The following is a 23,863-nucleotide window of genomic DNA, read 5'->3' on the forward strand; positions in this document are numbered from 1 at the left end:
AATAAATCACGCATGCTTCTGCTTTTTATCCCTGAACAGTGCTTTTCCTGTTTTCTTCCGACTTTTACTGTGTGGGTCGAATGCATCGCGCAAGCCATCACCCAAAATGTTCAAGGGCAATACAGTCAGGACAATGGCGATACCAGGGAAAATAGAAAACCAGGGTGCAATTGTAATATATACTTGTGACTCCTGAAGCATATTTCCCCATGTAGGTGTTGACGGATCAACGCCTACCCCTAAAAAGCTGAGTGCTGCCTCTGCCAAGATGGCCTTTGCAAATATAAATGTTCCCTGCACAATAATGGGTGACAGCACATTCGGCAGCATATAACGAGATAAAATAACCGGATCCCTTTCTCCTGTTGTTTTGGCTGCCTCAATATACTGAACATTATTGATCTGTAAAACAGCTGAACGGACAATCCTAGTCATGACAGGCCAGAATGCAAATGTGAGTGCAATGATAATATTCACGACACTTCCTCCAAGTGCAGCAACGAGTGCCAGCGCAAGTAGCAGTGCCGGAAATGCCAGCATACCGTCAATAATACGCATAATAATAAAGTCTGCTTTTTTATAATAACCTGCAATCAACCCTGTTACAGTTCCCAATACAGTCGACAGCAAAGCCGTCACTGCCCCGACAAGCAAAGATACTCGTGCGGCTACTACCGTCCTTGCGAAGATATCCCTTCCAAAATTATCCGTACCGAACCAGTGCTCCGCTGATGGTCCGAGCAACTGCTTTTCTGTATCGATATCGGATGGTGATACCGGAAGCCACAGTGAAGCCGTGAGCGTTGCTGCTGTTATCAGGAACAGAACTGTCAATGCCAGCAGATTTCGTTTTTTCCTTAGCATATGAAAGCTCCTTTTTTAAATTGATTAAGCATCCTGACTAGTCGTAGCGAATTCGTGGATCTAGAAATGCATATAGAAGATCGACCAGTAAATTCACCAAAACATAAATACCAGCAATAAATAACACGACGCCCTGGATAACCGGATAATCCCGACGATGAATCGAATCAATTAGCAGTTGTCCGATTCCGGGAATCGTGAATATCGTTTCAATGATGACAGTGCCCCCCAATAAACCAGCTACCGTTGTACCGATGACTGTTGTCGTTGGTATAAGGGCGTTGGAAAACACGTGCTTTAAAAGGACAATACTTTCCCTTACACCTTTGGAACGGGCAGTCCGTATGTAATCCTGATTGACTGCTTCGAGCATCCCATCACGTAGCATGCGGGCAATTAGACCAATTTCAACGGCCGCCAGGACAAAGGCGGGGAGAAGCAGATGATAAAACCAACCTGCCGCATCCTCCATGATTGGAATATACCCTGCAACCGGGAAAATAGGAATCGCTACCCCAAAACCTAAAACAAGCAGCATAGCAAACCAGAACTCAGGAATGGACACCCCGAGAAGCGAAACGGAAATAAACAGTGGATCTAACGCTGTATGTCGCTTCCAGACGACAAAAATGGCTGTTGGGATGGCGATAAGTAAAATCAGGGTTAATGATAGCAACATTAAACTAAACGTTGGTCCAAAATGGCCCATGATGATCTGTGTAACTGGTTCAGATGAATAAACCGATTGCCCAAGATCTCCGGTCAATATATTTCCAATCCAGTCAAAAAACTGTATAACCATTGGCTTATCAAGACCTAGCTGTTTCTCTAGCTGCTCAATGCTTTCCTGTGAACTGTCCTCACCTAAAATGAGAAAAGCCGGGTTTCCAGGTGTCAGATGGACAATCATAAATACGATAATACTAACAATGAACATAACAGGTATAGCCGATAGCAGCCTGCGTATCGTATATTGCAGCAACCTTTCCCCTCCTCGCTGATAAAGTGAAACATCATTCAGTGGGGGTTTCTCTTCTACCCCCACTGAATGTTAGTTGAACGAATCGGACCTTTACAGGCAGTTGATCCCCCACTTATCTTTTTTCGTTTTCCTTAAAACCTTGAAGTGGGGGGCTTACTGCCTGTTAAGGCAGGATAAAAATGATACTTCGAGAAAATAGAAGCTCTTCAGGAAAGTTCCTGACGAGACTCCATGAACCCGGCTCTATTAGTCACTTTTCCATGTATTCCAAAATCGCTGACCAATCCAGCTGTTATAGTCTTTTATGTTAGTACTCTTAATATCTAGCGTCGATTCGTTACTAACTTTAATAAATGGAAGTTCTTGCCAGACAGTTTTGTTCATCTCGCCCAAAATATCTTGTTTTTCTTCACTGCTTTCTGCAATACTCCAGCGGTCCAATAGTTCTCCCCATTGTTCACTTTTGTACCATCCACTGCTTGATGTATTCATGGAAAGCATGCCCAGTTCATTAGGTGAAAAGCGGGTTGACCAGCCTACAACAACCAAATCCCAGTTTGCCGGATCGGACCATCTTTCAAGATAGGTTGCCCATTCATATGGATCAAGTTCCACAGTAAAACCGACTTCCTCCAATTGCTGTTTAGTAACTTCGGAAATTTTCTCGTAGTCTTCATGATTGTTGGAATACATAATCGTTATGGGCTCACCATTATAGTCTGACTCTGCCAGAAGCTCTTTTGCTTTTTCCTTATCGTGAACTAAATAGTTATCCGTTCCTTGATCAGAATATAGCTCTGCTTGTTCAGGAGCAAAAAGTGCACCATCAAAACTGTAAAACTGTTCATTCCCATACGTTGCTTCTGCAATCGTTTTCTTATCCAGTGCGTGATTTAATGCCTGACGCACTTTTAAATCATCAAATGGCGCTTCCGTTTTATCAGGCGTAATCGTAGAATAACCGTTTATATATGTCACCGGGTCAATATTCGGACTGTTTTCCACGACTTCATACAAATCCGGTGGTATTGACTGTGCATAGTCATAAAGGTCTGTCTTGATGCCATTAATCATCACTTGCGGGTCTTTGACAATATTAAAGTTAATGTCATCAAAGTATGCTGTTTTTTTTCCTGTTAGCCCGCCCCAGTCTGTCTCTTCGCGAGCATTATATTCCTCAAATTTTGATAAAACGATTTTATTGCCTCTGTCCCATTTTTCAAATTTGTAGGGACCCGTCCCAATCAGCTGTTCTGATTTAAGCGGTTGTTCACCCGCTGATTCAGCAATTTCTGCTGGAATAATCATGAGAGCCGACTTTGGTGCAGCCATATCATTAAGAAGGGCGTTATAAACTTCTTTCAATTTAATTTCTACGGTATAGTCATTTTTCGCTTTAACATGTTCGATGTACTCACTTGCAATTGTTCCCACTGATGATACTTTCCTCCAACGCTCGATGGAAGCCACTGCATCTTCAGCTGTGACGTCTGAACCATCATGAAATGTCAGGCCTTCACGAATCTGGATTGTGTAAACCTTCCGATCATCGCTCACCTCATAATCCTTGGCAATCATTGGCCTTGGTTTATAATCCTTATCCAAGGCAAACAAGGTTTCAAATATATGCCATCCAATATCACGCGTGGCCGTAGCTCCCGTGTACATCCAGTCGATTGTCTGTGGATCAGCTGCAAACGCAACATCAAGCGTTCCTCCCTTGACTGGCTCCCCAGCAGTTTCTTCATTATCCTGTGTTCCATCTGTTGTTGAGCTATTGCTGCTGCAGCCTACCAAAAACGCTGCTAAAAACAGACTAACTATCGTCAAAAATTTAATTCTCTGGACTTTTTTATTCCTCAGTTGCCCAAGTTTCATCGGAACTGTCCCCCCCATTTTTTTGTAAAAAACACGCAATGCTACTTGGAGAATATAGATAAATTAAGATAATGTCAAGTATTCCTACAATCAAACTAGGTTTTAAGGTATTATTTAGCCCAACATAAACATTGCACTAATATACGCCTGGCATCTTTAAAGATAATTAAGGCATGCATAAAGCTAATAATTTGGAGTTCGTGGGATTTACATACCCTTTTCATTACATAACGCTACCTATTTTCATTTCACCTAGGTATAATAAAAATAAGAATTACCACATAAAACTAGCCGTTAGTGCTGGTACACTAACGGCCATATACAACAGCCCATCAAAGGGGCAGTTAACAAATTGGGTTTTCATTAAAATAATCCCCCTAATTGCTGCTAGGCTTCAGGGTGGTTATTTTTTGGTTTGACAGTATAGCTATTCTACCAGTTTCGCGCCCGGATAAATAAAAGGATGGAACACTATGGCTCCATCGCGTAAACATTTTTATTTAATTTAATTGACACCTTTCGCATCGTCAATGCCATCCAGCTCATCCAAGTGCATGAGTTTTTGAATAGGTTTTGTTAATGCTAATAAAATCAGACCGATTACAATGGCCGCAATACCGAGATAAGCAAAGATCTCGAGATACCCAAAAGCTGTTGTTAATGAGGCCACGTGACCAGCTAAATAGTTGGCTGTCGCATTACTCAGGAACCAGACACCCATAAGCATGGACGCAAATTTCAGCGGTGACATTTTTGTTACCATCGACATTCCAATAGGGGACAAACATAATTCACCAAGTGTATGCATTAAGTAAGTAAATATCATGAATAACATATGGGCCTTAACCGTAATATTGCCTTCATCACTTCCAGTCATTAATACTGCTGGAATCATAATCATAAAGCCAAGTCCAAGCAAAATGAGCCCGAATGACATTTTTGTCGGTACGGAAAAGTCGCCGCGTTTCGTTTTGGACAGTTTCACCCAGATTGCTGATATCACTGGTGCCAACAGTAAAATAAACAATGGATTTAACGATTGAAACCAGGAAACCGGTACCTCCCAGCCAAAGATTGTCCGATCAATGAAATCCCTTGTGTAAAGTGTGAAAGACGCACCCGCCTGTTCAAAACCAACCCAGAACAAAATAACAAATGCAGCCAAAATAAAGATAACGGATGTTCTGTGCTTCTCATGCTTTGTTAAAGGCTTTGCTTTGTCGGCATTCGATGGGGTGGCTTTATTCCGTGATGGCTTTTTGCCGACGTCACCAAGATACCTGTTGGATAGTGTCATAAACAATATTTGACCAATAATCATCCCAATAGAAGATGCCAAGAAAGCATAATTATAACCAAAATGTTCAATACCATTTTGCGTCGTATGGAACCATTGTCCATAAATCAGTCCTGCTATCAGCGGTGAAAAGAATGCGCCAAGATTAACGCCCATATAGAATATAGTAAAGGCAGAGTCTTTTCGCGGATCATTCTTGCTGTATAGTTCGCCAAGCAATGTTGAAATGTTTGGCTTAAAGAACCCGTTACCAACGATTAGCAGGAGCAGTCCTAAATAAAGGCCCCACTTTTGCTGAACAGCAAATAATGCAAAGTCACCACATGCCATCGTTATACCACCAATGGTTATAGCAGTTCTTAAGCCCATAAACCGGTCGGTCAGCCAGCCGCCAATCATTGGAGTCAAATAAACAAGACCAGTATACATACCATATAATTGTAATGCAGAGGCTTTGTCCATGCCAAGACCGCCACTGACTAATTGTTCTGTCAAATAAAGAACAAGAATACCTCTCATGCCAAAGTAACTGTAACGTTCCCACATTTCTGTGATAAACAACAGAAATAAGCCAGGTGGATGTTTTCTTTTGTTCCGTTTTGGCACTTTGTCTATTGTTGTTTCCAAGATGTTCCCCTCCAGATGTCGAAATATGATGTTTTTTGGCACGGTATCCATTATAATATAAGGTTGACTGAATGTGTGTATTAAAGTGAAATGTTTATATTTTAAAATGATTGCTATATTTGTTAATTTCGATATCGCTTGAAGAAAACACCATATAAAATTAAATAGACCGCTAGCGCTAAAACACTAACGGCCAGTAACGGATAATAAATCATAAAAGACGCCGCCGCAGGGGTCAAAAATCTTAACGGAAGCGTCTTCCCCCTTTAAGAACACCCATCAGGTCCGCATACCATACCTTCAAAATTGAATTCTTTTTTCTGTTTGGACAGTTCATTGTCAATGATTTCTTCCAAGTCTGCTTTCGAACGCATCCCCTTTACCTCCGTTTCCCCGATGATAAAGGTTGGTACAGCCTGAATACTTGCTTCCTGATAAGCGTGCTCTAATGCCTTTTGATGGCTGTCTTTATATTTTCTTGTTTCGAGCGCCTCGCGATATTCCTGCTGATCAAGTCCCAGCTCTCCAGCTAATTTCGTGAGTACATCTATATCCCCAATATCTTGTTCTTCCTGAAAAAAAGCAGTAAGCACACGTTGGTTATACACATTTCCTTTTCCTAGTTCTTTCGCATACTGATAGCCTTCAAATGCCAAATGCGTATATGGCTGAGGTGAAACCCGCGGTAAAACAATTTTCACACCAAAATGTTCAGCCATTGGGTACACAGAATTTTCCCATGTTGATTGAAGATAATCTCCCTCTGGCTTTAACGTTTCAGCTGGATAAGGACGTAATTCAAAAGGCATCCACTCCACCTCAACATCCTTCCCTTTGATTGCCTCTTCCAGCGGAGCCTCCGCAATAAAACAGAAAGGGCAGACATAATCTGAATAAACGTTTATCTTAACTGGCATTGCTACATCCTCCTAAGAACACTTAAATTATCCAAAACACTACTTGGTTTTATCAATACAAGCAATCAGTCTGTTTTCAATATCTAAAGCAAATTCTTTTAAAGAGTCATCCTCAATCATTTGAATGAGAGAGCTTGGCCTTGGCAATCCGATCTTCGTTGTTCCTTCATCTTCATAAATCACAATTTTACAAGGCAGAAAATAGCCCACGAGCTTATTCTGAGATAATACCCGCTGAGCTTCTTTTGGATTGCATACTTCCAACACGTTAAATGGCTGGTCAAACTCAAACCCTTTTTTCTGCAATGTATCTTTAATATCAAACTGCCACAAAACGCCAAACTTATCGTCCTTCAGATTAGTCTCGAGTGATTCCATTGCTTCTTTCATTGATTTGTCTGTTTCAACTGTATAATGAAACATGATTAATGCTCTCCTTTGCTTGCTTTAATGGCATAATGGTTGGGGTTCAAATGAAATAATTCCGTGTCAAAACCATTTTCTTTTAATACATCAGCCATCTTCTGTGAAGGAATTCTTATTTCCAATGGTGGTCCAGATTCGGATTCAACTGCTTCCCAATCAATCAATAACAGTTGTCCCTCTGGTTTTAGTATGCGTTTTATTTCTTGAATCGATTTGTTTAAATCTGACACTTCATGAATGACGAATGAATTGAATACTCGGGTTACCGAATCATCAGGAAGCTTAATATCCTCAAGGTCACTAACAATAGGTTCAATGTTTTCTATATTTTCCTTTTCCGCATGAGTCTGCAGTCTTTCAAGCATCTCAGGCTCAATATCGACGGCATAGACATCATGTTTTGTTTGTTTTGCTATAGGGATAGTGAACAATCCAGGTCCCGCACCTAAATCTGCAACAACATCATCCGTGCTTACATGTAAATGTTCAATGACTTTGTCCGGCTGTAATTGATCCTTTCGTTCCTGACTCATAAGTTTATCCGCGTTTTTTGGATCAAAACGTTTATTTTCCATCCATACCACCTCTTTGGTTTCTTTACTTTATATATTCCCCTGACATATGTCAATTACCCTCGAAATATACCCATATAGGTATTGTATCATTGTTTGATGGCATGGGCAAAAATTGACTATCCAATTCAAAAAAACGCCCTCCCGATGGAAAGGCGTTTACGCTCCTGGTTTGGCTGATTGAAGCTTATCCCGAACTCAAACTAAAGTTAATTCAGACAAATAAGGTTACGACGCCTTCGAAACGTCCTTTAATCTTCCCCCTGACCGTCAACATGAAAAACACTCCCCCTCAAACAAACAGATTTTTATTGTTCCATCTGTCTACTAAAAGGGGAGCATATCGTAATCAGAACAGCTATTTAAAAAACACCTATTGTCCATCGTGCTCTCTTTATTATAGTTTATTAGCATATCTGCATGGTTATTGACTAATACTGCTTGCTATTCACTCTTCGCACTTTCCAACATTTGTTCTTTGAAGTCCGGATTGTTTTCCAGGAATTTCTTCGCTGCTTCTTCGTTCGACATACCAGACTGAATACTGAACATGACATCCTGGTTTTGTTTTTTCGTCCAGCTAAATTGATCGATTATCTGATAGGCTAGTGGTGAATCTTCTTTAAATCCTTTTCGGGAAACGGCATAAACGTTATCCGGATCACCGTATTGATTCTTTGGGTCCTCCAGCATCTTTAAATCGAATTCATTGAATGTCCAGTGCGGTGTCCAGAGTGTGACAACGATAGGTTCTTTCTTATCGATGGCTGCCTTTAGTTCAGCTGCCATTGCAGGGCCTGAACTGGATTGAAGCTGCCAATCTTTATCCAAACCATAAGACGGAATCACTTTTTCCTTTGTCATTTCCATCATACCTGCGCCAGGACTAATCCCAGTAATATCCCATTCCAATTTTTCACCAATATTGTTTTTATTATTAACTAAGTCTTCTATCGAATTAATATCTTCCATATAAGATGGTACGGTCAGAGCGAGTTCCACTTTTTCCGTAACCATACTCATCTTGTCAAGCTTATCCTTATATTCTTCCCAATAACTTTTATGTGTGGTCGGCAGCCATGCTCCAACAGAGGCATCGGAAGAACCGTCTGCAAGCCCGGCATATTCAATGCCGACATCTGTTTCGTTAACCGTCACGCTATATCCGACTTCTTCAAGCAATTGTTTTACCACATATGTTGCTCCGATATTGGAAACATATGTATCTGTTGCCAATGTCACTTGTTTCTTACCAAGCTTTTGCTGGTCTTTATTGGCATTTTCGTCGTTGGCCGAACTGTTTTCGTTATCGCCGCACGCTGTCAATGCAGTCATCAATAATGCAAAAATAACGCTTATTAAGCTAAACTTTTTCCACATAATGTTTTAAATAGACCCTCCATGTATTTTGTTTCAACATTATTATCATAAAATAACCAATAATTTAAAACAAACCAAGTGAATGAAGATAGTTTGACAAGTATTACATTCAGTAGATTCGTCCTTCCAATTGTTCTTTTTTTCTTAGAATATCTTGAAGTTTTGTACAGCCTATTACTTGTCCCACCGCTAAAAGGCTGACAGTCTAGCTATGAAAGTCATCCTTCTTGGTCCTTCTTTTGAAGTTCAGCTACTTAAGTTAAAGTATTTTTTGAATAGCGCATGTAACCAAACAACGTTAAAAGGACGCTTCCGCAAAAGTTAGTAACTTATACGAAAACGCCCTTTTCAAGTTTCGCTCTAAAAAATAATATACAACAAAGAGGTTTCCAAAAAGTTTAGTAACTTAATGGAAACCTCTCAAAATCTCAACAACTAATATCGGTCACTTTTTCGAACACTAAAATTAGGTAGAACGGTTATGAACGTTGATATAACAAGGTTTTCATACCCTTATCACATCATTCCACCCATGCCGCCCATGTCTGGCATGCCGCCACCGGCACCGCCGCCATCACTTTCTTCAGGATGGTCGGCAACAACAGCCTCAGTGGTCAGGAACATAGCAGCGACGGATGCTGCGTTTTGCAGTGCGGAACGGGTAACTTTCGTAGGGTCAACGATACCGGCGTCAACCATGTTTACCCATTCGCCATTAGCTGCGTTGAATCCAATGCCAACTTCTTCTCCTTTGAGGCGCTCAACAACGATGGATCCTTCAAGGCCGGCGTTGTGCGCGATTTGGCGAATTGGCTCTTCAAGTGCGCGAAGGACAATGTTAGCACCTGTTGCCTCATCATCTGTAAGTGGCAATTCATCAATCTTGCTGAGTGCATTGATAAATGCTGTTCCACCACCGGATACAATACCTTCTTCCACGGCTGCACGTGTGGAGTTTAACGCGTCTTCAATGCGCAGTTTGCGTTCTTTCAATTCTGTCTCTGTAGCTGCACCAACTTTGATAACTGCTACGCCACCTGCCATTTTTGCAAGACGCTCCTGCAGTTTCTCTTTATCAAAGTCGGAAGTTGTTTCTTCTGCTTGTGCACGAACTTGGGCAACACGCTGGGAAATAGCTTCTGGGTCACCTGCACCTTCAACAATTGTTGTGTTGTCTTTAGTGACAACAATTTTATTGGCACGGCCGAGCTGATCGATTGTAGCATTCTTCAGATCGAGTCCAAGATCTTCCGTGATTACTTCAGCGCCAGTTAATGTTGCAATGTCTTCTAGCATTGCTTTACGGCGATCACCGAAGCCTGGTGCTTTGACTGCTACTGCGTTAAATGTGCCGCGCAGTTTATTCACAACAAGTGTAGCAAGTGCTTCACCTTCCACGTCTTCAGCAATAATCAAGATAGGCTTGCCTTGCTGTACAACCTGTTCAAGAACAGGCAGGACTTCCTGGATATTGCCGATTTTCTTGTCTGTTATAAGAACGTATGGATTCTCAAGCTCTGCTTCCATTTTATCCTGGTCCGATACCATGTAAGGGGAAGCATAGCCGCGGTCAAACTGCATACCTTCCACAACTTCCAGCTCGGTATTGAAGCCTTTGGACTCTTCAATGGTGATGACCCCATCATTGCCAACGCGTTCCATCGCTTCAGCAATCAGGTTGCCGACTTCATCGTCATCGGAAGAGATGGCGGCAACTTGGGAAATGGAGTCTTTGCCTTCAATTGGATTGGAAATGCCTTTCAATTCATTAACAGCAACTTCTACCGCTTGTTCAATTCCGCGGCGGATGCCTACCGGGTTCGCGCCAGATGCTACGTTTTTTAGCCCTTCACGAATCATGGCCTGTGCAAGGACAGTAGCCGTTGTCGTACCGTCACCGGCAATATCATTTGTTTTGGATGCCACTTCGGATACGAGCTGTGCACCCATGTTCTCAAAGTGGTCTTCCAGTTCAATTTCTTTTGCAATCGTAACACCATCATTTGTGATCAATGGTGAGCCGAATTTTTTATCCAGTACCACATTGCGGCCTTTAGGTCCCAATGTTACTTTCACAGCATCTGCCAGTGTATCAACACCGCGCAGCATCGCACGACGAGCATCTTCACTGAATTTAAGTTCTTTTGCCATTATTAATCGACCTCCTCAATTTGTTATATGTTATTTGCTGACACTCCGTGGTTAGCCAACTACAGCCAGAATGTCGCTTTCACGTAGAATTAAGTATTCTTTGCCGTCGTAGTTCACTTCTGTTCCGGCAAATTTAGAGAAAATGATGCGATCCCCTTCTTTCACTTCCAGTGCCATTTTTTCACCGTTGTCTGCCGGGCGGCCGGAACCTACCGCTACTACATTGCCTTCCTGCGGTTTTTCCTGGGCAGAATCAGGAAGGACAATACCGCTCTTGGTTGTTTCTTCCTGTTCAACAAGCTCGATCACTACTCGATCCCCTAGTGGTTTAATCATGCCGACAACCTCCTTAATTCCTTTTCAATTTTTATTAGCACTCTTGTATGGTGAGTGCTAATTCCAATTATTATAATATATAATTCATTTAAAAAATGCAAGCTTTGTCCCTTTAAATTTTAACAGTCGTTTTGCAGTCTTTCTAATGATTATCATCGTTGACCGTTCCATTATAAGGTATGAACAAAGTATGATAAAATATTTATGAAGTTTTTATGCTGAAACGTTTCTTCTGTTGCATAGACTATAGAAACAAACGTATGAAGGAGTCGTTCTATCTTGGCGCGAAGGTATTGGTATGTGATTATAACGTACATTATCATGCAATTTTCCGGTTATGTGTTTGCACCACTTTTATATGTGCTGACACCACTAGGATTGTATGATGCATCTGTTTACTGGTCGGTGTTCAGTTTCATAGCCGGACTTGTTGTTGTATTATGGCTGATGCGGCCGGATATGCAGCAAAATGTATTTCGGGGCAATAATCAAGCCACACTCGGACAGGTTATTCTATGGGCAGTAGCAGGCCTGGTTATGGCTTATATATCTAATTTAATCGCATCGTCTATTGAAACAGGTCTTTTAGGTATAAACCCAACTTCTGAGAACACCCAGAAGATCATGGATATTACTCGTTCAGCACCCATTTTCATTGTCATCACCTCAGTCATAGCACCGGTTCTGGAAGAAATTATTTTCCGGAAGATTATCTTTGGGGAACTGTACAAGCGGATGAACTTTTTCATTGCCGCGGCACTGTCTGCCCTTATTTTCAGCATCATTCATGGGGAACCGGAGCATACACTCGTATATGCCTCGATGGGATTTGTGTTTGCCTTTCTATATGTGAAGACCAAACGCATTATTGTGCCAATCCTCGTTCATATGGCATTGAATTCCATTTCCGCTCTCGTGCTATTACTGGGACCGGAAAAAATACAGGAGCAATTGGAACAGATGCAGACCGCTCTCTTACCGTTTTAATGCGGTCTGGCAGTTACTATCATTATAAATCTGCCATTAACGGCATGGCGTTACCACACTATTGCAAGGGGTAAAAACAATGATGAAAATGACACCAAAAACGATGGCAATCATCTATTTCCTTGTAGGGGCAATGTTTATCAGCATTGCCGTACAAATTACAGAAGGATCCGTCTGGAATTTCCCGACGATCATACTGGCGCTTGTAGCAACACTAGACGTTGGTGTCGGTATCCGGATGCTGATCATCCACTTCAAAATAAAAAACCAAAAGAAAAAGAAGTAGTGCTAAGCGGATGCACTGCTTCTTTTTAATTCCTCTGTTCCTTTCATAACAAACGACACCGGTATCATTAGAAGAATAAACACGCCGGCAATCATAAACGCTTCGTTCAGCGTCTGCAATGTTGCCTGGTCCGTTTCCATAGCAGTTGCAAACAGCTGAGCCCGCCGCACTTCATAATATATGGAGAAGAAAACAATCCCAAACGATGAAAAGATTTGCCGAATCACGTTATTCATGGCTGATCCCTGCGCCACCTGTTGATCCGGAATTGCATTCATGCCAGCTGTTGTTGCCGGCATGTTGCACATCCCGAGACCTGCCCCCCGTAAACAATGCATAATTAATATGAACCAGAATGACGTTGACATCGTGTTGAAGCCAAGGGCCAGTGTGAATCCGCCAAGCAGTAAGAGCCCAACAGGTACAACATATTTAGGGCCTTTTTTATCGAGCAGCCGGCCGCCCATTGTCATAAAGACGCCGCTCATTAATGCGGATGGCAAAAACAAGAGCCCGGTCTGCACTTCGCTCAAACCATACACTTCCTGGATAAGCAATGGCAGCAAAAATATACCGGAGAACAAACCAATAGACGCTGTCGCTGTCATCGCAATCGAGACCGAATAAGTAGGAATTTTGAATATCGACAAATTAAGCAGAGGCTGTTCCTGCTTCAGCTCATACCGGACAAAGATAATAATCAGAATAACCCCGGTAGCGATGCATCCGAGGCTTATTGGCGACAGCATCAATTCCAGTGTGGAGCCGCGTCCAAGTGCATAAAGAATGGAACCCACTCCTGCTGTGATAAGCAGGAATCCCGGCAGATCAAATTTTAAGTCCGGATTTTTCTCTGTTGGTTTTAAGTACCGGATGCAGAAGAAGATGCCAGTAATTGCAAATGGCAAATTAAACAAAAACAAAAACGGCCATTCGAAGTATTCAATGACAACCCCGCCGACTGTTGGACCGATAGCCGGTGCAACCATCGCTGCAATACCGTATATACCGACAGCCGTTCCTCGTTCCCCTTTTGGAAAAGCATTAAAAATAAGCGCCATCGCTATCGGCATCATCAAACCGCCGGCAGTTCCTTGGACGAACCGTGACATAATAATCATCGGCAAACTAACGGACAAAGCCCCCATCACTGACCCAGCCGTAAAAATAACCAAGCCGATTATGTATATGCGCTTCTTGCCAAACCGGTCACCCAAGTATCCTGTCAGCGGCATCGTCATCCCCATCGACACCATGAAAATGGTCAAAAGCCAGCTCACCTGCACAGCATCAGCCTCAAACAAATCCATGAATGTCGGCAATGTTGGATTCAGCATGCTGTTGTTTAATATAACGGTAAACGTACCGAATAAAACGGACATGACGACAAGCCATTTCGGATCAATTTTACGCATCATTTTTCCTCCTGAGGACGTATTAGCCATCTAACGGATAATGTTTCAAAAAATAAACGAGCGCCTGCAGTTCAATCGCCAAGTCTATATGGTGCACGCGAACCCCCGAAGGTACAGTTATTCGTGCGGGTGTGAAGTTCAGTATACCCTCTATGCCATAATCTGCCAGCCGATTCGTGATGCCTTGCGCTTCGCCGGATGGCACGGTTAAAATGGCTACCCGGACATCCCCCATTTTCTCCTCAAGGTCATCAATGTGGTAAATCGGAATACCGTCAATATCGGTCCCCGGCTTTTCCGGATCCGCGTCAAACGCCATGACAATTTTTGTATTGTTGTTTTTCAAAAAGTTGTAATGCAAAAAGGCTGTACCAAGATTCCCGACACCAATCAGGGCTACTTCCGTCAGTTCATCCTGGTCCAATGTTTTCCGGAAAAAACCGAGCAAATATTCCACATTGTAGCCATACCCTTTTTTTCCCAGTGCGCCAAAATAGGAAAAATCCCTCCGGATGGTTGCCGAGTCGACTTTCACGGCATCACTCAGCTCTTTGGACGATACACGCTTTTTCCCCTGATGATTCAGGCTGTTCAAAAACCGGTAGTAAAGCGGCAGCCGTTTGGCAGTCGCCTGTGGTATTTTATTTTGATCCACTCTCAGTCCTCCTTGACATCGCGGTGGTACTCCCCTGATTTGCCGCCGGTTTTGGTCACCAGGTATGTCTGGCCTATAACCATTCCTTTATCAAGGGCTTTACACATATCATATACCGTCAGTGCTGTTGCGGAGGCCGCTGTTAATGCTTCCATTTCCACCCCAGTTGAACCTTTCGTTTTGACCGAGGCAGTAATCATTAGTTCATAACTGCCATCAGCAATGTTCCAGTCAAACGTAATATCGGTTCCCTTCAACTGCAATGGATGACACATTGGTATCCAGTCAGATGTGTTCTTTGCAGCCATAATACCCGCAACCTGGGCGACCGCCAGTACATCTCCCTTTTTCATCGTACCGGCATTTATCTTTTCATATATTTCTTCTGTCAATTGAATGCTGGAAACGGCAGTGGCAGTGCGTTCAGTTTCCTTTTTATCACTAATATCCACCATCCTTGCCCTTCCCTGCTCATTAAAGTGCGTGAAATCAGACATATACTCCACTCCATTTTTGTTTATGGTTCAGTACCTATTCTATCAGAAAAGCATAAAGAAGTCGTGATGCGTTTCACAATATCATTTTCCTATTCATTCATGATACGATACACTTAAGAAGGATGAGGTGAACTAACATGATAGTGATGCAGCTGAATGACGTATCCAAGTCATTTGGAGCTGATGAAATTTTGGCGAATATAAAACTGGAGATACAAACAAATGACCGAATCGCCATTGTCGGCAGAAATGGCGCCGGGAAATCAACACTCTTAAAGATTATGGCCGGAGAACTTTCGTATGATGAAGGAGATCTGTTCAAACCAAAAAATGCGTCCATCGGCTACCTGACTCAGCACAGCAGCCTGGAATCAGACAAAACCATATGGGATGAAATGCTGGACGTTTTTGATGATTTGCTAATGCAACAACAGGAATTGAGAGAACTTGAACAAAAAATGAAACAGGCAGCCTCGCTAACTGATGCAACGTATGAACAGCTGCTGAACGATTACGACAAAAAACAGCAGCTATTCGCCGAAAATGGCGGATATGAATACGAAGCAAGCATCAAATCCGTTCTGACAGGTCTAAATTTCCATAACATCCCATTTGACACCCTTGTCAATAAACTGAGCGGTGGCCAGAAGTCACGCCTTGCACTCGGAAAACTGCTGTTAAAAAAGCCTGATCTATTAATATTGGACGAACCGACCAACCATTTGGACATTGCCACAATGACTTGGCTCGAACAGTTTTTAGCTAGCTACCCAGGTGCAATCGCCATCGTTTCACACGACCGGTACTTTCTGGATAAGACCTCATCGATTGTATATGAAATTTCACGGAACAGGTCAAAGAAATACAACGGGAATTACAGTCATTACTTGAAACAGCGGGCTATCGATTATGAGCAGGAAATGAAAGAATATGAAAAGCAACAATCAGAAATAAAGAAGATGGAAGATTTCATCCAAAAAAATATCGTTCGTGCGTCCACCACAAAACGCGCACAAAGCCGGCGGAAACAGCTGGCCAAAATGGAACGTATAGAAAAGCCAAAAGGTGACGAGAAATCAGCTTCCTTTTCATTCCGGATTAACCGTGCAAGCGGAAACGACGTCCTGAAAATTGACGAACTGGCATTTCAATATGGCGATGAAGCCATCTTTCAAAATATCACTGTACATGCCAGCCGCGGCGAACGAATTGCCTTAACCGGTCCGAACGGCGTCGGAAAAACAACCCTGTTAAAAACGATTACTGGAGCACTGGTCCCGTCAGCAGGCAATATCCAAATAGGCACTAATGTTCAAATCGGTTACTACGATCAGGAACAAAAGCAGCTGACGCCATCCAAAACAGTGCTGGACCAATTGTGGGATGAATATCCCGATATAGATGAGAAAGACATCCGCACCGTTTTGGGAAACTTTTTGTTTTCGGGTGACGATGTCAAAAAGCCTGTCCATTCCCTTAGTGGTGGTGAAAAGGCACGGCTGTCAATGGCAAGGCTGATGATGCAAAACGCCAACTTCCTTATTCTTGACGAACCGACCAACCATTTGGACATTGACAGTAAAGAGGTACTTGAAGCTGCGTTGATGGACTTTCCGGGAACGATTCTATTCGTTTCCCATGATCGGTATTTCATTAATAAACTGGCCGACAAAATTGTGGAAATGCAGCATACCGATGCAACAATCTATTTAGGTAATTACGACTACTACATGGAAAAGAAACAGGAAGAGGCCGAAATACAAAAACTCACGCAGTCCGAAGAAACTGGACCGGCACAGGAGCAGAGAAAAACCCAGTTCCACGAAAATAAACAAGAACAGCGGGAAAGACGGAAAATAGAGCGCCGCATTCAAGAACTCGAAGAAATGATCGAACAGCACGAAACGGAACTCGCGGCCCTCGAACAAAAAATGACCGATCCGGATATCTATGAGGATCATGAAAAAGCAATGCAGCTGACCGAAGAAACGAACCAGCTAAAACAGAAAATCGACACGCTGATGGAAGAATGGACAGAACTGCAGGAATGAAGTACTAAGGTGCAAGCGCCCGTTTAGCGACGTACGGACTGGACTGAACCGCAGGAGATAAAGGAAACACGATGAGCGAAAGCGAATCGCTGTTGACTTATCGTACGGAGGTGAAGGAAGTCACGCTAGTCGCTGGGCGCTGGAGCCGGATGTGACTTATTTTGTAATAAAAATATATCCCGGCAAATTTTATACTTTCTAATCTTTTAAGAAAAAACAATCCCGTGTGATGCTACAGTCATGCGGGATTATTTTATCCACAGTTCTATTCACATATGAACACCCTTAATTTCAGCTATTATAAAAGTTATTAACAATATCCACAGATAAACCCCGGGTTATCCACATTTTTTGTCCGCGTATGCACATTGCGCGACACCTGCTTTCGCAAAAAATATCCACAGGTCCGTATTGGACCCTGTGGATTTATTTTAACGGCAGGGAGGGATTTGCATTTAAATCCCACCCGGACCGTTTACCGTGTTCATAATTGACAAACCCTGCCGCAGCAATCATCGCGGCATTATCGGTACATAGCTTTAACGGCGGGATCAAGAGCGGAATGCCGGAACCATCAAATTTGGCAGTAAGCGCACTTCTTAAACCGCCGTTCGCTGCAACACCGCCGGCAACAATAACCTGCCTTGCCTGATACGCCTGCGCTGCCTTCCACGTTTTCGCTGTCAGGACATCGACCACACTTGCCTGAAAACTGGCGGCAATATCTTCTTTGCGGAAGGATTCTCCGCGCTGGGCAGCATTGTGGATAGTGTTTATAACAGATGATTTCAGCCCGCTGAAGCTAAAGTCATAACTATCTTCACCCAGCCATGCTCGCGGAAATGCAATTGATTCCTCCCCCTCTGCAGCAAGCTTGTCAATTTGTGGTCCGCCGGGGTATGGAAGCTCCAGCACACGTGCAACCTTGTCATACGCCTCACCCGCTGCGTCATCACGCGTTTCCCCAATCAGTTCATATGAGCCATGTTCATGCATAAGCACCAATTCAGTGTGGCCGCCGGAAACAATCAATGCCAAAAGCGGGAACTCAAATTCAGACTGAAATCGATTGGCATAAATGTGGCCGGCTATATGATGCACACCGACAAGCGGCTTTTGCCTAGCGAATGCCAGTGCTTTAGCGGCGTTGACACCAACCAGTAATGCACCAACGAGACCAGGGCCTTCGGTGACGGCGACAGCATCCACATCATCCCAGTCCATGCCAGCTTGTTCAAACGTTTGTTCAAGAACCACCGTCATTTGTTCCACATGGTGCCGTGATGCAATTTCAGGGACAACACCACCAAATCGTTTATGGCTGTCAATCTGGGATGCAACGACATTGGAAACAATCTCCTGGCCATTTTTAACGATTGCAGCCGCCGTTTCATCACAGCTAGTTTCGATTCCAAGTATATATGTATCGTTTTTTCCATTCATGATAAATTCACCCACATTACAATGGCATCTTCCTGGTTATCCGTATAATAATTTTTGCGGACGCCACCCGGAACAAGCCCAAATTTCCTGTACATGCGCTGAGCAGCAACATTCGAGACACGTACTTCCAGTGACAGACGTTTCGCCCCCATCCGGACCGCTTCTTGCATCACATACAAAAATAATTTCTCTCCTAATTTCTGTCCGCGGAAGTCCGGAATGACAGCAATGGTTGTAATTTGCGCGTCATCAATAACATGCCACATGCCAGCATATCCGACCATCTTCCCGTCCACAAACATGCCAAAGTAATGTGCATGCGTGTTTTCGGCCAGCTCTTGCACCATTATATCCTTTGGCCACGGAACGGAAAACGACAACCGCTCCACTTCCATCACACCATCAATATCCGTCCTGTCTACTTTGCGTATCATCAGCTCAGCCATTTTCTCTGTCGTCCTTCTGTTTTTGCAGCCATTTTGCTTCTGCTTCTGCCAGACGCAAATAATTGGGGGACAGCGTATGTGTGTCATCAGCTGGTTTCTGCTGGCCTGCTAGTGCCAAATGAACAGGGCTGGCCAAGTGCGAGGTGCCCGCTGCCGGTATGATGGCCTTGTGCCCCATCTGCTGCCGAATATTCTCCTGATGCAATTGGATGTCAGGACTTAGAAACAATACACTTTGATTCATGGCTGCCAATTCACGCAACCAGTCTTCCATTACCGTATTCCGCTCTGTGGCAGCCGCTTCGAGTTTCCCTTGCGTCCACCGGTACAACCCTGTGTAAACAAGACCGCGTCGCGCATCGAAAAAAGGACATATATAGGAATGATAAAAACGTCCCTGCCAGGCAAGCACTTCCAGACTGGAAACCCCTGTAATGGGAATATCAAGGGACCATGCCATTGATTTTGCTGTCATGAGGCCGATACGCACCCCTGTATAGGAGCCCGGGCCTTTGGCGGCCACAATTTTATCCAGATCGGTGGGCGCCATATTTACTTCACGCATCAAATGGTCAATGGCCAGCATCAGCCGCACCGAATGATTTTTCTTTATATTTGTCGATAGTTCCCCCAGCGGCTGTCCGTCTTTCGAAACCGCAACACCCATCGCCTGATTTGATGTATCCATCGCTAGTATGTTCATTAGCAGTAACTCCTTACCATTCACCGGTCAATTCGGCTGCAATCGATTTATAATGTTCATTCCCGGGAGAAAATGTCAGCACACGTGAATGTTCATCCGCGTAAGAAATGGATATGGCCAAGTAAGACTCAGGGAGAAATTCCTCGATAAAATGCGCCCATTCAACGACACAAACACCATCACCATTAAAATACTCGTCAAAACCAATATCCTCATCCGTGTCCTCAAGGCGGTAAACATCCATATGATAAAAAGGAAGCTCACCTTCGTATTCTTTAATAATGGTAAACGTCGGACTGTTTACGTTACGCTTCACGCCAAGACCCCGTGCTATTCCCTTTGCGAACGTTGTTTTCCCTGCTCCAAGGTCCCCCTCCAGCGTAATAACATCACCCGGACGCATAAGCGGAGCCAATTTTTCGGCAACGTGCTGCGTTTCCCCATCCGTGTATGTTGTTAATTGAAAATCACTCATTTAATCACCTATTCCGATGGGTGTACCCCTTTTTCAATAATTGTACTGGTTTATTCGTGTGATCGATTAAAATAACTTGGTGACCTTTTTTCACGGCCGAATCAACATAGCCAATTTTCGTCAGCGGCGTTTCCGTTCTTTCAGCAATCGTTTTCAGTTCATCCCACTCATCCTCCGAAACAGATCCAAGCAATTCAAAATCTTCGCCGCCATATAATTTCCAGTCATGCTGTTCTTCAGCTGTAAACTGAGCAAATGAAGCACGGACCGGAATCCGTTCTTCCTCAATTGTCAGCGTGACGTGTGAGGCGTCGGCAATCTCATTCGCTTCATTAGCTATTCCGTCACTGATATCATTCAAAGTAACTCGGTTAAGCGATTCTAACTGACAGGCGAAGTCCGATCTAATATACGGCATACGGTGTTTATTTTCATAATACGTCCTGTCTATATAATACTTATCGCTGTTCAGCATATGAAAACCGGCCGCAGCACCCCCCAACGTTCCTGTCACAAACAAAATGTCACCGGGCTGGGCTAGACTCCGGAACCGCGCCTTTTCCTTTTGCACAAATCCGATTGCTGTAACAGCAATAGACAATTCACTGCCGGAAACCGTGTCACCGCCAATCAAATCCATGTGATGAACAGATGCTGCGGAAGATAAGCCTTGGTAAATCCCATTCAATTCCTCATCAGAACAGGAATCAGGAATCACAATTGACACTAAATAGAAGGCAGGCGCCGCCCCCATTGCAGCAATATCACTTACATTAGCTGCAAGTGATCGGTAACCAATATGAAACGGATCCATAATTGCTCTGGAGAAATGGACACCTTCCACTAATGTATCAGCAGCTGTAACGATATCCTGTGACGGCTGACGAAAAACAGCCGCATCATCTCCCACACCTTTCACGAGCGATGGCTGCCTGTACACCGATTGTTTAACCTGATTAATAAATGCAAACTCATCCATAATTCATCACCATACTTTAATTACTGTCAGCTCATCCATATCGATGGTAAAAGTGAGGAAATCATCGATAAATTGGCCAGAATCACTAATAAAATAGCCGAAACCACTGATACAAGAGAATACAATACATAAGTAACTCTTCTATATTTTTAAAGCTGATTAATTTAATAATAGCAAAAAGAGAGCAAAAAGAAAAAACAAGACATATAGAGGTTGTTCAAAAAATCCTGTAAAAATGACACATCTTTCCGTTACTCATGTATTAATTGAAATAAGGACCTTCTGCTAAAACCGCCCTTTTTCGGCCGATTCTTGGATTCCGATCCGAACGGTCGATTCTTCGTACACAACGGTTGATTCTCATACCTTTTTGGTCGATTCTTACCTGAAAACGGTTGATTCCGATGCCGAACGGTCGATTCTTCGCTCACAACGGTTGATTCTCATACCTTTTCGGTCGATTCTTACCTGAAAACGGTTGATTCCGATGCGAACGGTTGATTCTTCGCTCACAACGGTTGATTCTCATACCTTTTTGGTCGATTCTTACCCGAAATCGGTTGATTCCGATGCCGAACGGTCGATTCTTCGCTCACAACGGTTGATTCTCATACCTTTTCGGTCGATTCTTACCCGAATTCGGTTGATTCCTACGCCGAACGGTCGATTCTTCGTACACAACGGTTGATTCTCATACCTTTTTGGTCGATTCTTACCCGAAATCGGTTGATTCCGATGCCGAACGGTCGATTCTTCGCTCACAACGGTTGATTCTCATACCTTTTCGGTCGATTCTTACCCGAAGTCGGTTGATTCCGATGCCGAACGGTCGATTCTTCGCTCACAACGGTTGATTCTCATACCTTTTCGGTCGATTCTTACCTGAAAACGGTTGATTCCGATGCCGAACGGCCGATTCTTCGTACACAACGGTTGATTCTCATACCTTTTCGGTCGATTCTTACCCGAAATCGGTTGATTCCTACGCCGAACGGCCGATTCTTCGTACACAACGGTTGATTCTCATACCTTTTCGGTCGATTCTTACCTGAAATCGGTTGGTTCCTACGCCGAACGGCCGATTCTTCGTACACAACGGTTGATTCTTATACCTTTTTGGTCGATTCTTACCTGAAAACGGTTGATTCCGATGCCAAACGGTCGATTCTTCGTACACAACGGTTGATTCTCATACCTTTTTGGTCGATCCTTACCCGAAATCGGTTGATTCCGATGCCAATCCTGTGGGCAACGCAGAACTCACCACATCCTGTGGAAGTCCGCTACTCAAAGCTACGCTGCCTCGAACTTTCGACGCACAGGACGTGCTAGTGCAGGCGTTGTCACAAGACGTGACGAGCTAGCCTGCCAGTCCTTTTTATCCTCCTTTTTAAACACGCACATATAGACAAACTTCAATCAGTGCACAGGTCGTTTTAATACAGGCGTTGCGACAGGACGCCGCAAACCTAGCATGCGGACGCATAGCCTCGGTAGCAATGCATCACACGAAGAAAAAGTGATTTAGCCTTTTCGAGGACGTCACGTTATTATCGGGCCAAGCTATCTGTTCCCCCCACCTTCACATTTCTGGCCTTCCCACATTTAGAGATGGGTTTTACAGCCCATTAATACGTGATAAAAACTTTTGTACGAAAACTATAGACTTTAGTGCTGGTTTTCATTTATCGCGGTGTATGACAAGACATGAGAACACATAATTATAAGGTCGTTTTTAATTTGTGACATTATAACAAAACCGTTTCTTTATCATTCGAAACGGTCTCCTGCATTATGTATTCTTTTTATAATATAGTACATGGCCTTTTTAATCTGTTTAAACATCATTGACATACGTTTTCACATTAAAAAAACATGTTTCCCATAACCTGGAAAGCATGTTAGCATTTAGCATGGCGGTCCGGACGGGACTCGAACCCGCGACCTCCTGCGTGACAGGCAGGCATTCTAACCAACTGAACTACCGGACCCAATATTGGGTTTAATTCCCAGCTGCCATCAGCCGGTGTGGATGTTATTCAATATTGTTCATTAAATTATTTTAGTTGCGCTCCAAAACGTGACTTATATTTAATTAACACAGCTGTTTTCTAACGCTGTTAGTTAAATGATTTTGGTTGCGGGGGCAAGATTTGAACTTGCGACCTTCGGGTTATGAGCCCGACGAGCTACCAGACTGCTCCACCCCGCGGTATAAAGAAAATTAATCTAACTTTTTCCTATACTGTACTTCAATCTATTGCTGATTATTTATAGAAGGTACAAAACAAGACACATATTCTATGATACACCTTTGTATCCTAAAATGCAAATTTTTTATTTGCACCCTAAAAACTAAATAAGAGCGTTGTTCAAACGACATAATGATTAGTTAAGTCCTCGATCGATTAGTATCCGTCAGCTACACGTGTCACCACGCTTCCACCCCGGACCTATCAACCTCATCGTCTATGAGGGATCTTACTCACTCGAAGT

24 protein-coding genes, 2 tRNA genes and 1 rRNA gene are annotated in these 23,863 nt (G+C 43.3%); 3 read left to right on the plus strand and 24 right to left on the minus strand.

Features of this window, described 5'->3' with window-relative positions:
* Window positions 1-6 precede the first annotated feature (6 nt).
* From ACFSUO_RS04750 to groES, 10 genes are all read right to left on the minus strand, one after another.
* Window positions 7-864: an ABC transporter permease gene (locus ACFSUO_RS04750; protein ID WP_382391591.1), complete on the minus strand. Its 858-nt coding sequence runs from the start codon at window positions 862-864 to the stop codon at window positions 7-9.
* Window positions 865-901: 37 nt separating this feature from the next.
* Window positions 902-1,846, minus strand: coding sequence for an ABC transporter permease (locus ACFSUO_RS04755; RefSeq protein ID WP_382391593.1), 945 nt, complete (start codon window positions 1,844-1,846; stop codon window positions 902-904).
* A 246-nt stretch (window positions 1,847-2,092) separates the two neighbouring features.
* Window positions 2,093-3,724 (minus strand): ABC transporter substrate-binding protein, encoded by a 1,632-nt coding sequence (locus ACFSUO_RS04760; RefSeq protein WP_382391595.1) that lies wholly within the window; start codon window positions 3,722-3,724, stop codon window positions 2,093-2,095.
* Between the two features lie 505 nt (window positions 3,725-4,229).
* The gene (locus tag ACFSUO_RS04765; RefSeq protein WP_382391597.1) at window positions 4,230-5,648 is read right to left on the minus strand and encodes a peptide MFS transporter; all 1,419 of its coding nucleotides are present in this window, start codon (window positions 5,646-5,648) and stop codon (window positions 4,230-4,232) included.
* 266 nt (window positions 5,649-5,914) lie between these two features.
* On the minus strand, window positions 5,915-6,565 hold the full coding sequence (locus ACFSUO_RS04770) for a DsbA family oxidoreductase (protein ID WP_382391599.1): 651 nt from the start codon (window positions 6,563-6,565) through the stop codon (window positions 5,915-5,917).
* A gap of 39 nt (window positions 6,566-6,604) precedes the next feature.
* The gene (locus tag ACFSUO_RS04775) at window positions 6,605-6,988 is read right to left on the minus strand and encodes a DUF302 domain-containing protein (RefSeq protein ID WP_382391601.1); all 384 of its coding nucleotides are present in this window, start codon (window positions 6,986-6,988) and stop codon (window positions 6,605-6,607) included.
* 2 nt (window positions 6,989-6,990) lie between these two features.
* Window positions 6,991-7,566, minus strand: coding sequence for a class I SAM-dependent methyltransferase (locus tag ACFSUO_RS04780; RefSeq protein WP_382391603.1), 576 nt, complete (start codon window positions 7,564-7,566; stop codon window positions 6,991-6,993).
* Between the two features lie 441 nt (window positions 7,567-8,007).
* Window positions 8,008-8,898 carry a glycine betaine ABC transporter substrate-binding protein gene (locus ACFSUO_RS04785; protein ID WP_382391605.1) on the minus strand — a complete coding sequence of 297 codons (891 nt, stop codon included), beginning with the start codon at window positions 8,896-8,898 and terminating at the stop codon, window positions 8,008-8,010.
* 561 nt (window positions 8,899-9,459) lie between these two features.
* Window positions 9,460-11,094, minus strand: coding sequence for a chaperonin GroEL (groL, locus tag ACFSUO_RS04790; protein WP_382391607.1), 1,635 nt, complete (start codon window positions 11,092-11,094; stop codon window positions 9,460-9,462).
* Between the two features lie 51 nt (window positions 11,095-11,145).
* On the minus strand, window positions 11,146-11,430 hold the full coding sequence (gene groES, locus ACFSUO_RS04795; protein ID WP_382391609.1) for a co-chaperone GroES: 285 nt from the start codon (window positions 11,428-11,430) through the stop codon (window positions 11,146-11,148).
* A gap of 279 nt (window positions 11,431-11,709) precedes the next feature.
* Here groES and ACFSUO_RS04800 point away from each other — a divergent pair, with 279 nt between their 5' ends.
* Both ACFSUO_RS04800 and ACFSUO_RS04805 read left to right on the plus strand, forming a co-directional pair.
* Window positions 11,710-12,417 carry a CPBP family intramembrane glutamic endopeptidase gene (locus tag ACFSUO_RS04800; protein ID WP_382391611.1) on the plus strand — a complete coding sequence of 236 codons (708 nt, stop codon included), beginning with the start codon at window positions 11,710-11,712 and terminating at the stop codon, window positions 12,415-12,417.
* Window positions 12,418-12,496: 79 nt separating this feature from the next.
* On the plus strand, window positions 12,497-12,703 hold the full coding sequence (locus ACFSUO_RS04805; RefSeq protein WP_382391613.1) for a DUF4305 domain-containing protein: 207 nt from the start codon (window positions 12,497-12,499) through the stop codon (window positions 12,701-12,703).
* A gap of 2 nt (window positions 12,704-12,705) precedes the next feature.
* Here the strand turns inward: ACFSUO_RS04805 and ACFSUO_RS04810 are convergent, their stop codons facing one another.
* From ACFSUO_RS04810 to moaC, 3 genes are read right to left on the minus strand one after another with little or no spacing between them, the layout of a single operon-like run.
* The gene (locus ACFSUO_RS04810; RefSeq protein WP_382391615.1) at window positions 12,706-14,118 is read right to left on the minus strand and encodes an MDR family MFS transporter; all 1,413 of its coding nucleotides are present in this window, start codon (window positions 14,116-14,118) and stop codon (window positions 12,706-12,708) included.
* A gap of 22 nt (window positions 14,119-14,140) precedes the next feature.
* The gene (locus ACFSUO_RS04815) at window positions 14,141-14,773 is read right to left on the minus strand and encodes a redox-sensing transcriptional repressor Rex (RefSeq protein WP_382391617.1); all 633 of its coding nucleotides are present in this window, start codon (window positions 14,771-14,773) and stop codon (window positions 14,141-14,143) included.
* Window positions 14,774-14,775: 2 nt separating this feature from the next.
* Window positions 14,776-15,270, minus strand: a complete 495-nt coding sequence (gene moaC / locus ACFSUO_RS04820) for a cyclic pyranopterin monophosphate synthase MoaC (RefSeq protein ID WP_382391619.1) — start codon at window positions 15,268-15,270, stop codon at window positions 14,776-14,778.
* Window positions 15,271-15,407: 137 nt separating this feature from the next.
* On the opposite strand from moaC, the gene ACFSUO_RS04825 reads away from it, so the two are divergent.
* Window positions 15,408-17,321, plus strand: a complete 1,914-nt coding sequence (locus ACFSUO_RS04825) for an ABC-F family ATP-binding cassette domain-containing protein (protein ID WP_382391621.1) — start codon at window positions 15,408-15,410, stop codon at window positions 17,319-17,321.
* A 426-nt stretch (window positions 17,322-17,747) separates the two neighbouring features.
* Here ACFSUO_RS04825 and tsaD read toward each other — a convergent pair whose 3' ends face one another.
* The 11 genes from tsaD to ACFSUO_RS04880 all read right to left on the minus strand — a co-directional run.
* Entirely contained in the window at window positions 17,748-18,764 is a 1,017-nt protein-coding gene (gene tsaD / locus ACFSUO_RS04830; protein ID WP_382391623.1) for a tRNA (adenosine(37)-N6)-threonylcarbamoyltransferase complex transferase subunit TsaD, read from the minus strand.
* Window positions 18,761-19,210 carry a ribosomal protein S18-alanine N-acetyltransferase gene (gene rimI, locus ACFSUO_RS04835; RefSeq protein ID WP_382391625.1) on the minus strand — a complete coding sequence of 150 codons (450 nt, stop codon included), beginning with the start codon at window positions 19,208-19,210 and terminating at the stop codon, window positions 18,761-18,763. The genes tsaD and rimI overlap by 4 nt, the downstream gene beginning before the upstream one ends.
* On the minus strand, window positions 19,203-19,913 hold the full coding sequence (gene tsaB, locus ACFSUO_RS04840) for a tRNA (adenosine(37)-N6)-threonylcarbamoyltransferase complex dimerization subunit type 1 TsaB (RefSeq protein WP_382391627.1): 711 nt from the start codon (window positions 19,911-19,913) through the stop codon (window positions 19,203-19,205). Before tsaB ends, rimI begins: the two co-directional genes overlap by 8 nt.
* 13 nt (window positions 19,914-19,926) lie before the next feature.
* Entirely contained in the window at window positions 19,927-20,388 is a 462-nt protein-coding gene (tsaE, locus tag ACFSUO_RS04845) for a tRNA (adenosine(37)-N6)-threonylcarbamoyltransferase complex ATPase subunit type 1 TsaE (RefSeq protein ID WP_382391629.1), read from the minus strand.
* A 4-nt stretch (window positions 20,389-20,392) separates the two neighbouring features.
* A complete protein-coding gene (gene thiL / locus ACFSUO_RS04850; RefSeq protein WP_382391631.1) occupies window positions 20,393-21,367 on the minus strand; it encodes a thiamine-phosphate kinase in 975 nt (324 codons plus the stop codon).
* 381 nt (window positions 21,368-21,748) lie between these two features.
* Window positions 21,749-21,880 (minus strand): hypothetical protein, encoded by a 132-nt coding sequence (locus ACFSUO_RS04855; RefSeq protein ID WP_382391633.1) that lies wholly within the window; start codon window positions 21,878-21,880, stop codon window positions 21,749-21,751.
* A 33-nt stretch (window positions 21,881-21,913) separates the two neighbouring features.
* Window positions 21,914-22,129, minus strand: a complete 216-nt coding sequence (locus tag ACFSUO_RS04860) for a hypothetical protein (protein WP_382391635.1) — start codon at window positions 22,127-22,129, stop codon at window positions 21,914-21,916.
* A 33-nt stretch (window positions 22,130-22,162) separates the two neighbouring features.
* The gene (locus tag ACFSUO_RS04865; protein ID WP_382391637.1) at window positions 22,163-22,378 is read right to left on the minus strand and encodes a hypothetical protein; all 216 of its coding nucleotides are present in this window, start codon (window positions 22,376-22,378) and stop codon (window positions 22,163-22,165) included.
* Between the two features lie 903 nt (window positions 22,379-23,281).
* A tRNA-Asp gene (locus ACFSUO_RS04870) sits at window positions 23,282-23,358 on the minus strand.
* A 144-nt stretch (window positions 23,359-23,502) separates the two neighbouring features.
* Window positions 23,503-23,579 (minus strand) — tRNA-Met (locus ACFSUO_RS04875).
* A 176-nt stretch (window positions 23,580-23,755) separates the two neighbouring features.
* Window positions 23,756-23,863, minus strand: a 23S ribosomal RNA gene (locus tag ACFSUO_RS04880); the annotation flags it as partial.

The sequence above is a fragment of the Lentibacillus juripiscarius genome (assembly GCF_042685205.1).
In the GTDB taxonomy this organism is placed as follows: Bacteria; Bacillota; Bacilli; order Bacillales; family Amphibacillaceae; genus Lentibacillus; species Lentibacillus juripiscarius.

What these genes read in the sequence shown, in the direction of transcription:
- groL (WP_382391607.1), bottom strand. Translation starts at nt 11,094, where the DNA reads ATGGCAAAAGAACTTAAATTCAGTGAAGATGCTCGTCGTGCGATGCTG.
- moaC (WP_382391619.1), bottom strand. Translation starts at nt 15,270, where the DNA reads ATGTCTGATTTCACGCACTTTAATGAGCAGGGAAGGGCAAGGATGGTG.
- ACFSUO_RS04770 (WP_382391599.1), bottom strand. Translation starts at nt 6,565, where the DNA reads ATGCCAGTTAAGATAAACGTTTATTCAGATTATGTCTGCCCTTTCTGT.
- tsaE (WP_382391629.1), bottom strand. Translation starts at nt 20,388, where the DNA reads ATGAGTGATTTTCAATTAACAACATACACGGATGGGGAAACGCAGCAC.
- ACFSUO_RS04825 (WP_382391621.1), top strand. Translation starts at nt 15,408, where the DNA reads ATGATAGTGATGCAGCTGAATGACGTATCCAAGTCATTTGGAGCTGAT.
- groES (WP_382391609.1), bottom strand. Translation starts at nt 11,430, where the DNA reads ATGATTAAACCACTAGGGGATCGAGTAGTGATCGAGCTTGTTGAACAG.
- tsaD (WP_382391623.1), bottom strand. Translation starts at nt 18,764, where the DNA reads ATGAATGGAAAAAACGATACATATATACTTGGAATCGAAACTAGCTGT.
- ACFSUO_RS04760 (WP_382391595.1), bottom strand. Translation starts at nt 3,724, where the DNA reads ATGAAACTTGGGCAACTGAGGAATAAAAAAGTCCAGAGAATTAAATTT.
- ACFSUO_RS04805 (WP_382391613.1), top strand. Translation starts at nt 12,497, where the DNA reads ATGATGAAAATGACACCAAAAACGATGGCAATCATCTATTTCCTTGTA.
- ACFSUO_RS04775 (WP_382391601.1), bottom strand. Translation starts at nt 6,988, where the DNA reads ATGTTTCATTATACAGTTGAAACAGACAAATCAATGAAAGAAGCAATG.
- ACFSUO_RS04810 (WP_382391615.1), bottom strand. Translation starts at nt 14,118, where the DNA reads ATGCGTAAAATTGATCCGAAATGGCTTGTCGTCATGTCCGTTTTATTC.
- ACFSUO_RS04750 (WP_382391591.1), bottom strand. Translation starts at nt 864, where the DNA reads ATGCTAAGGAAAAAACGAAATCTGCTGGCATTGACAGTTCTGTTCCTG.
- ACFSUO_RS04780 (WP_382391603.1), bottom strand. Translation starts at nt 7,566, where the DNA reads ATGGAAAATAAACGTTTTGATCCAAAAAACGCGGATAAACTTATGAGT.
- thiL (WP_382391631.1), bottom strand. Translation starts at nt 21,367, where the DNA reads ATGGATGAGTTTGCATTTATTAATCAGGTTAAACAATCGGTGTACAGG.
- tsaB (WP_382391627.1), bottom strand. Translation starts at nt 19,913, where the DNA reads ATGAACATACTAGCGATGGATACATCAAATCAGGCGATGGGTGTTGCG.
- rimI (WP_382391625.1), bottom strand. Translation starts at nt 19,210, where the DNA reads ATGGCTGAGCTGATGATACGCAAAGTAGACAGGACGGATATTGATGGT.
- ACFSUO_RS04785 (WP_382391605.1), bottom strand. Translation starts at nt 8,898, where the DNA reads ATGACTGCATTGACAGCGTGCGGCGATAACGAAAACAGTTCGGCCAAC.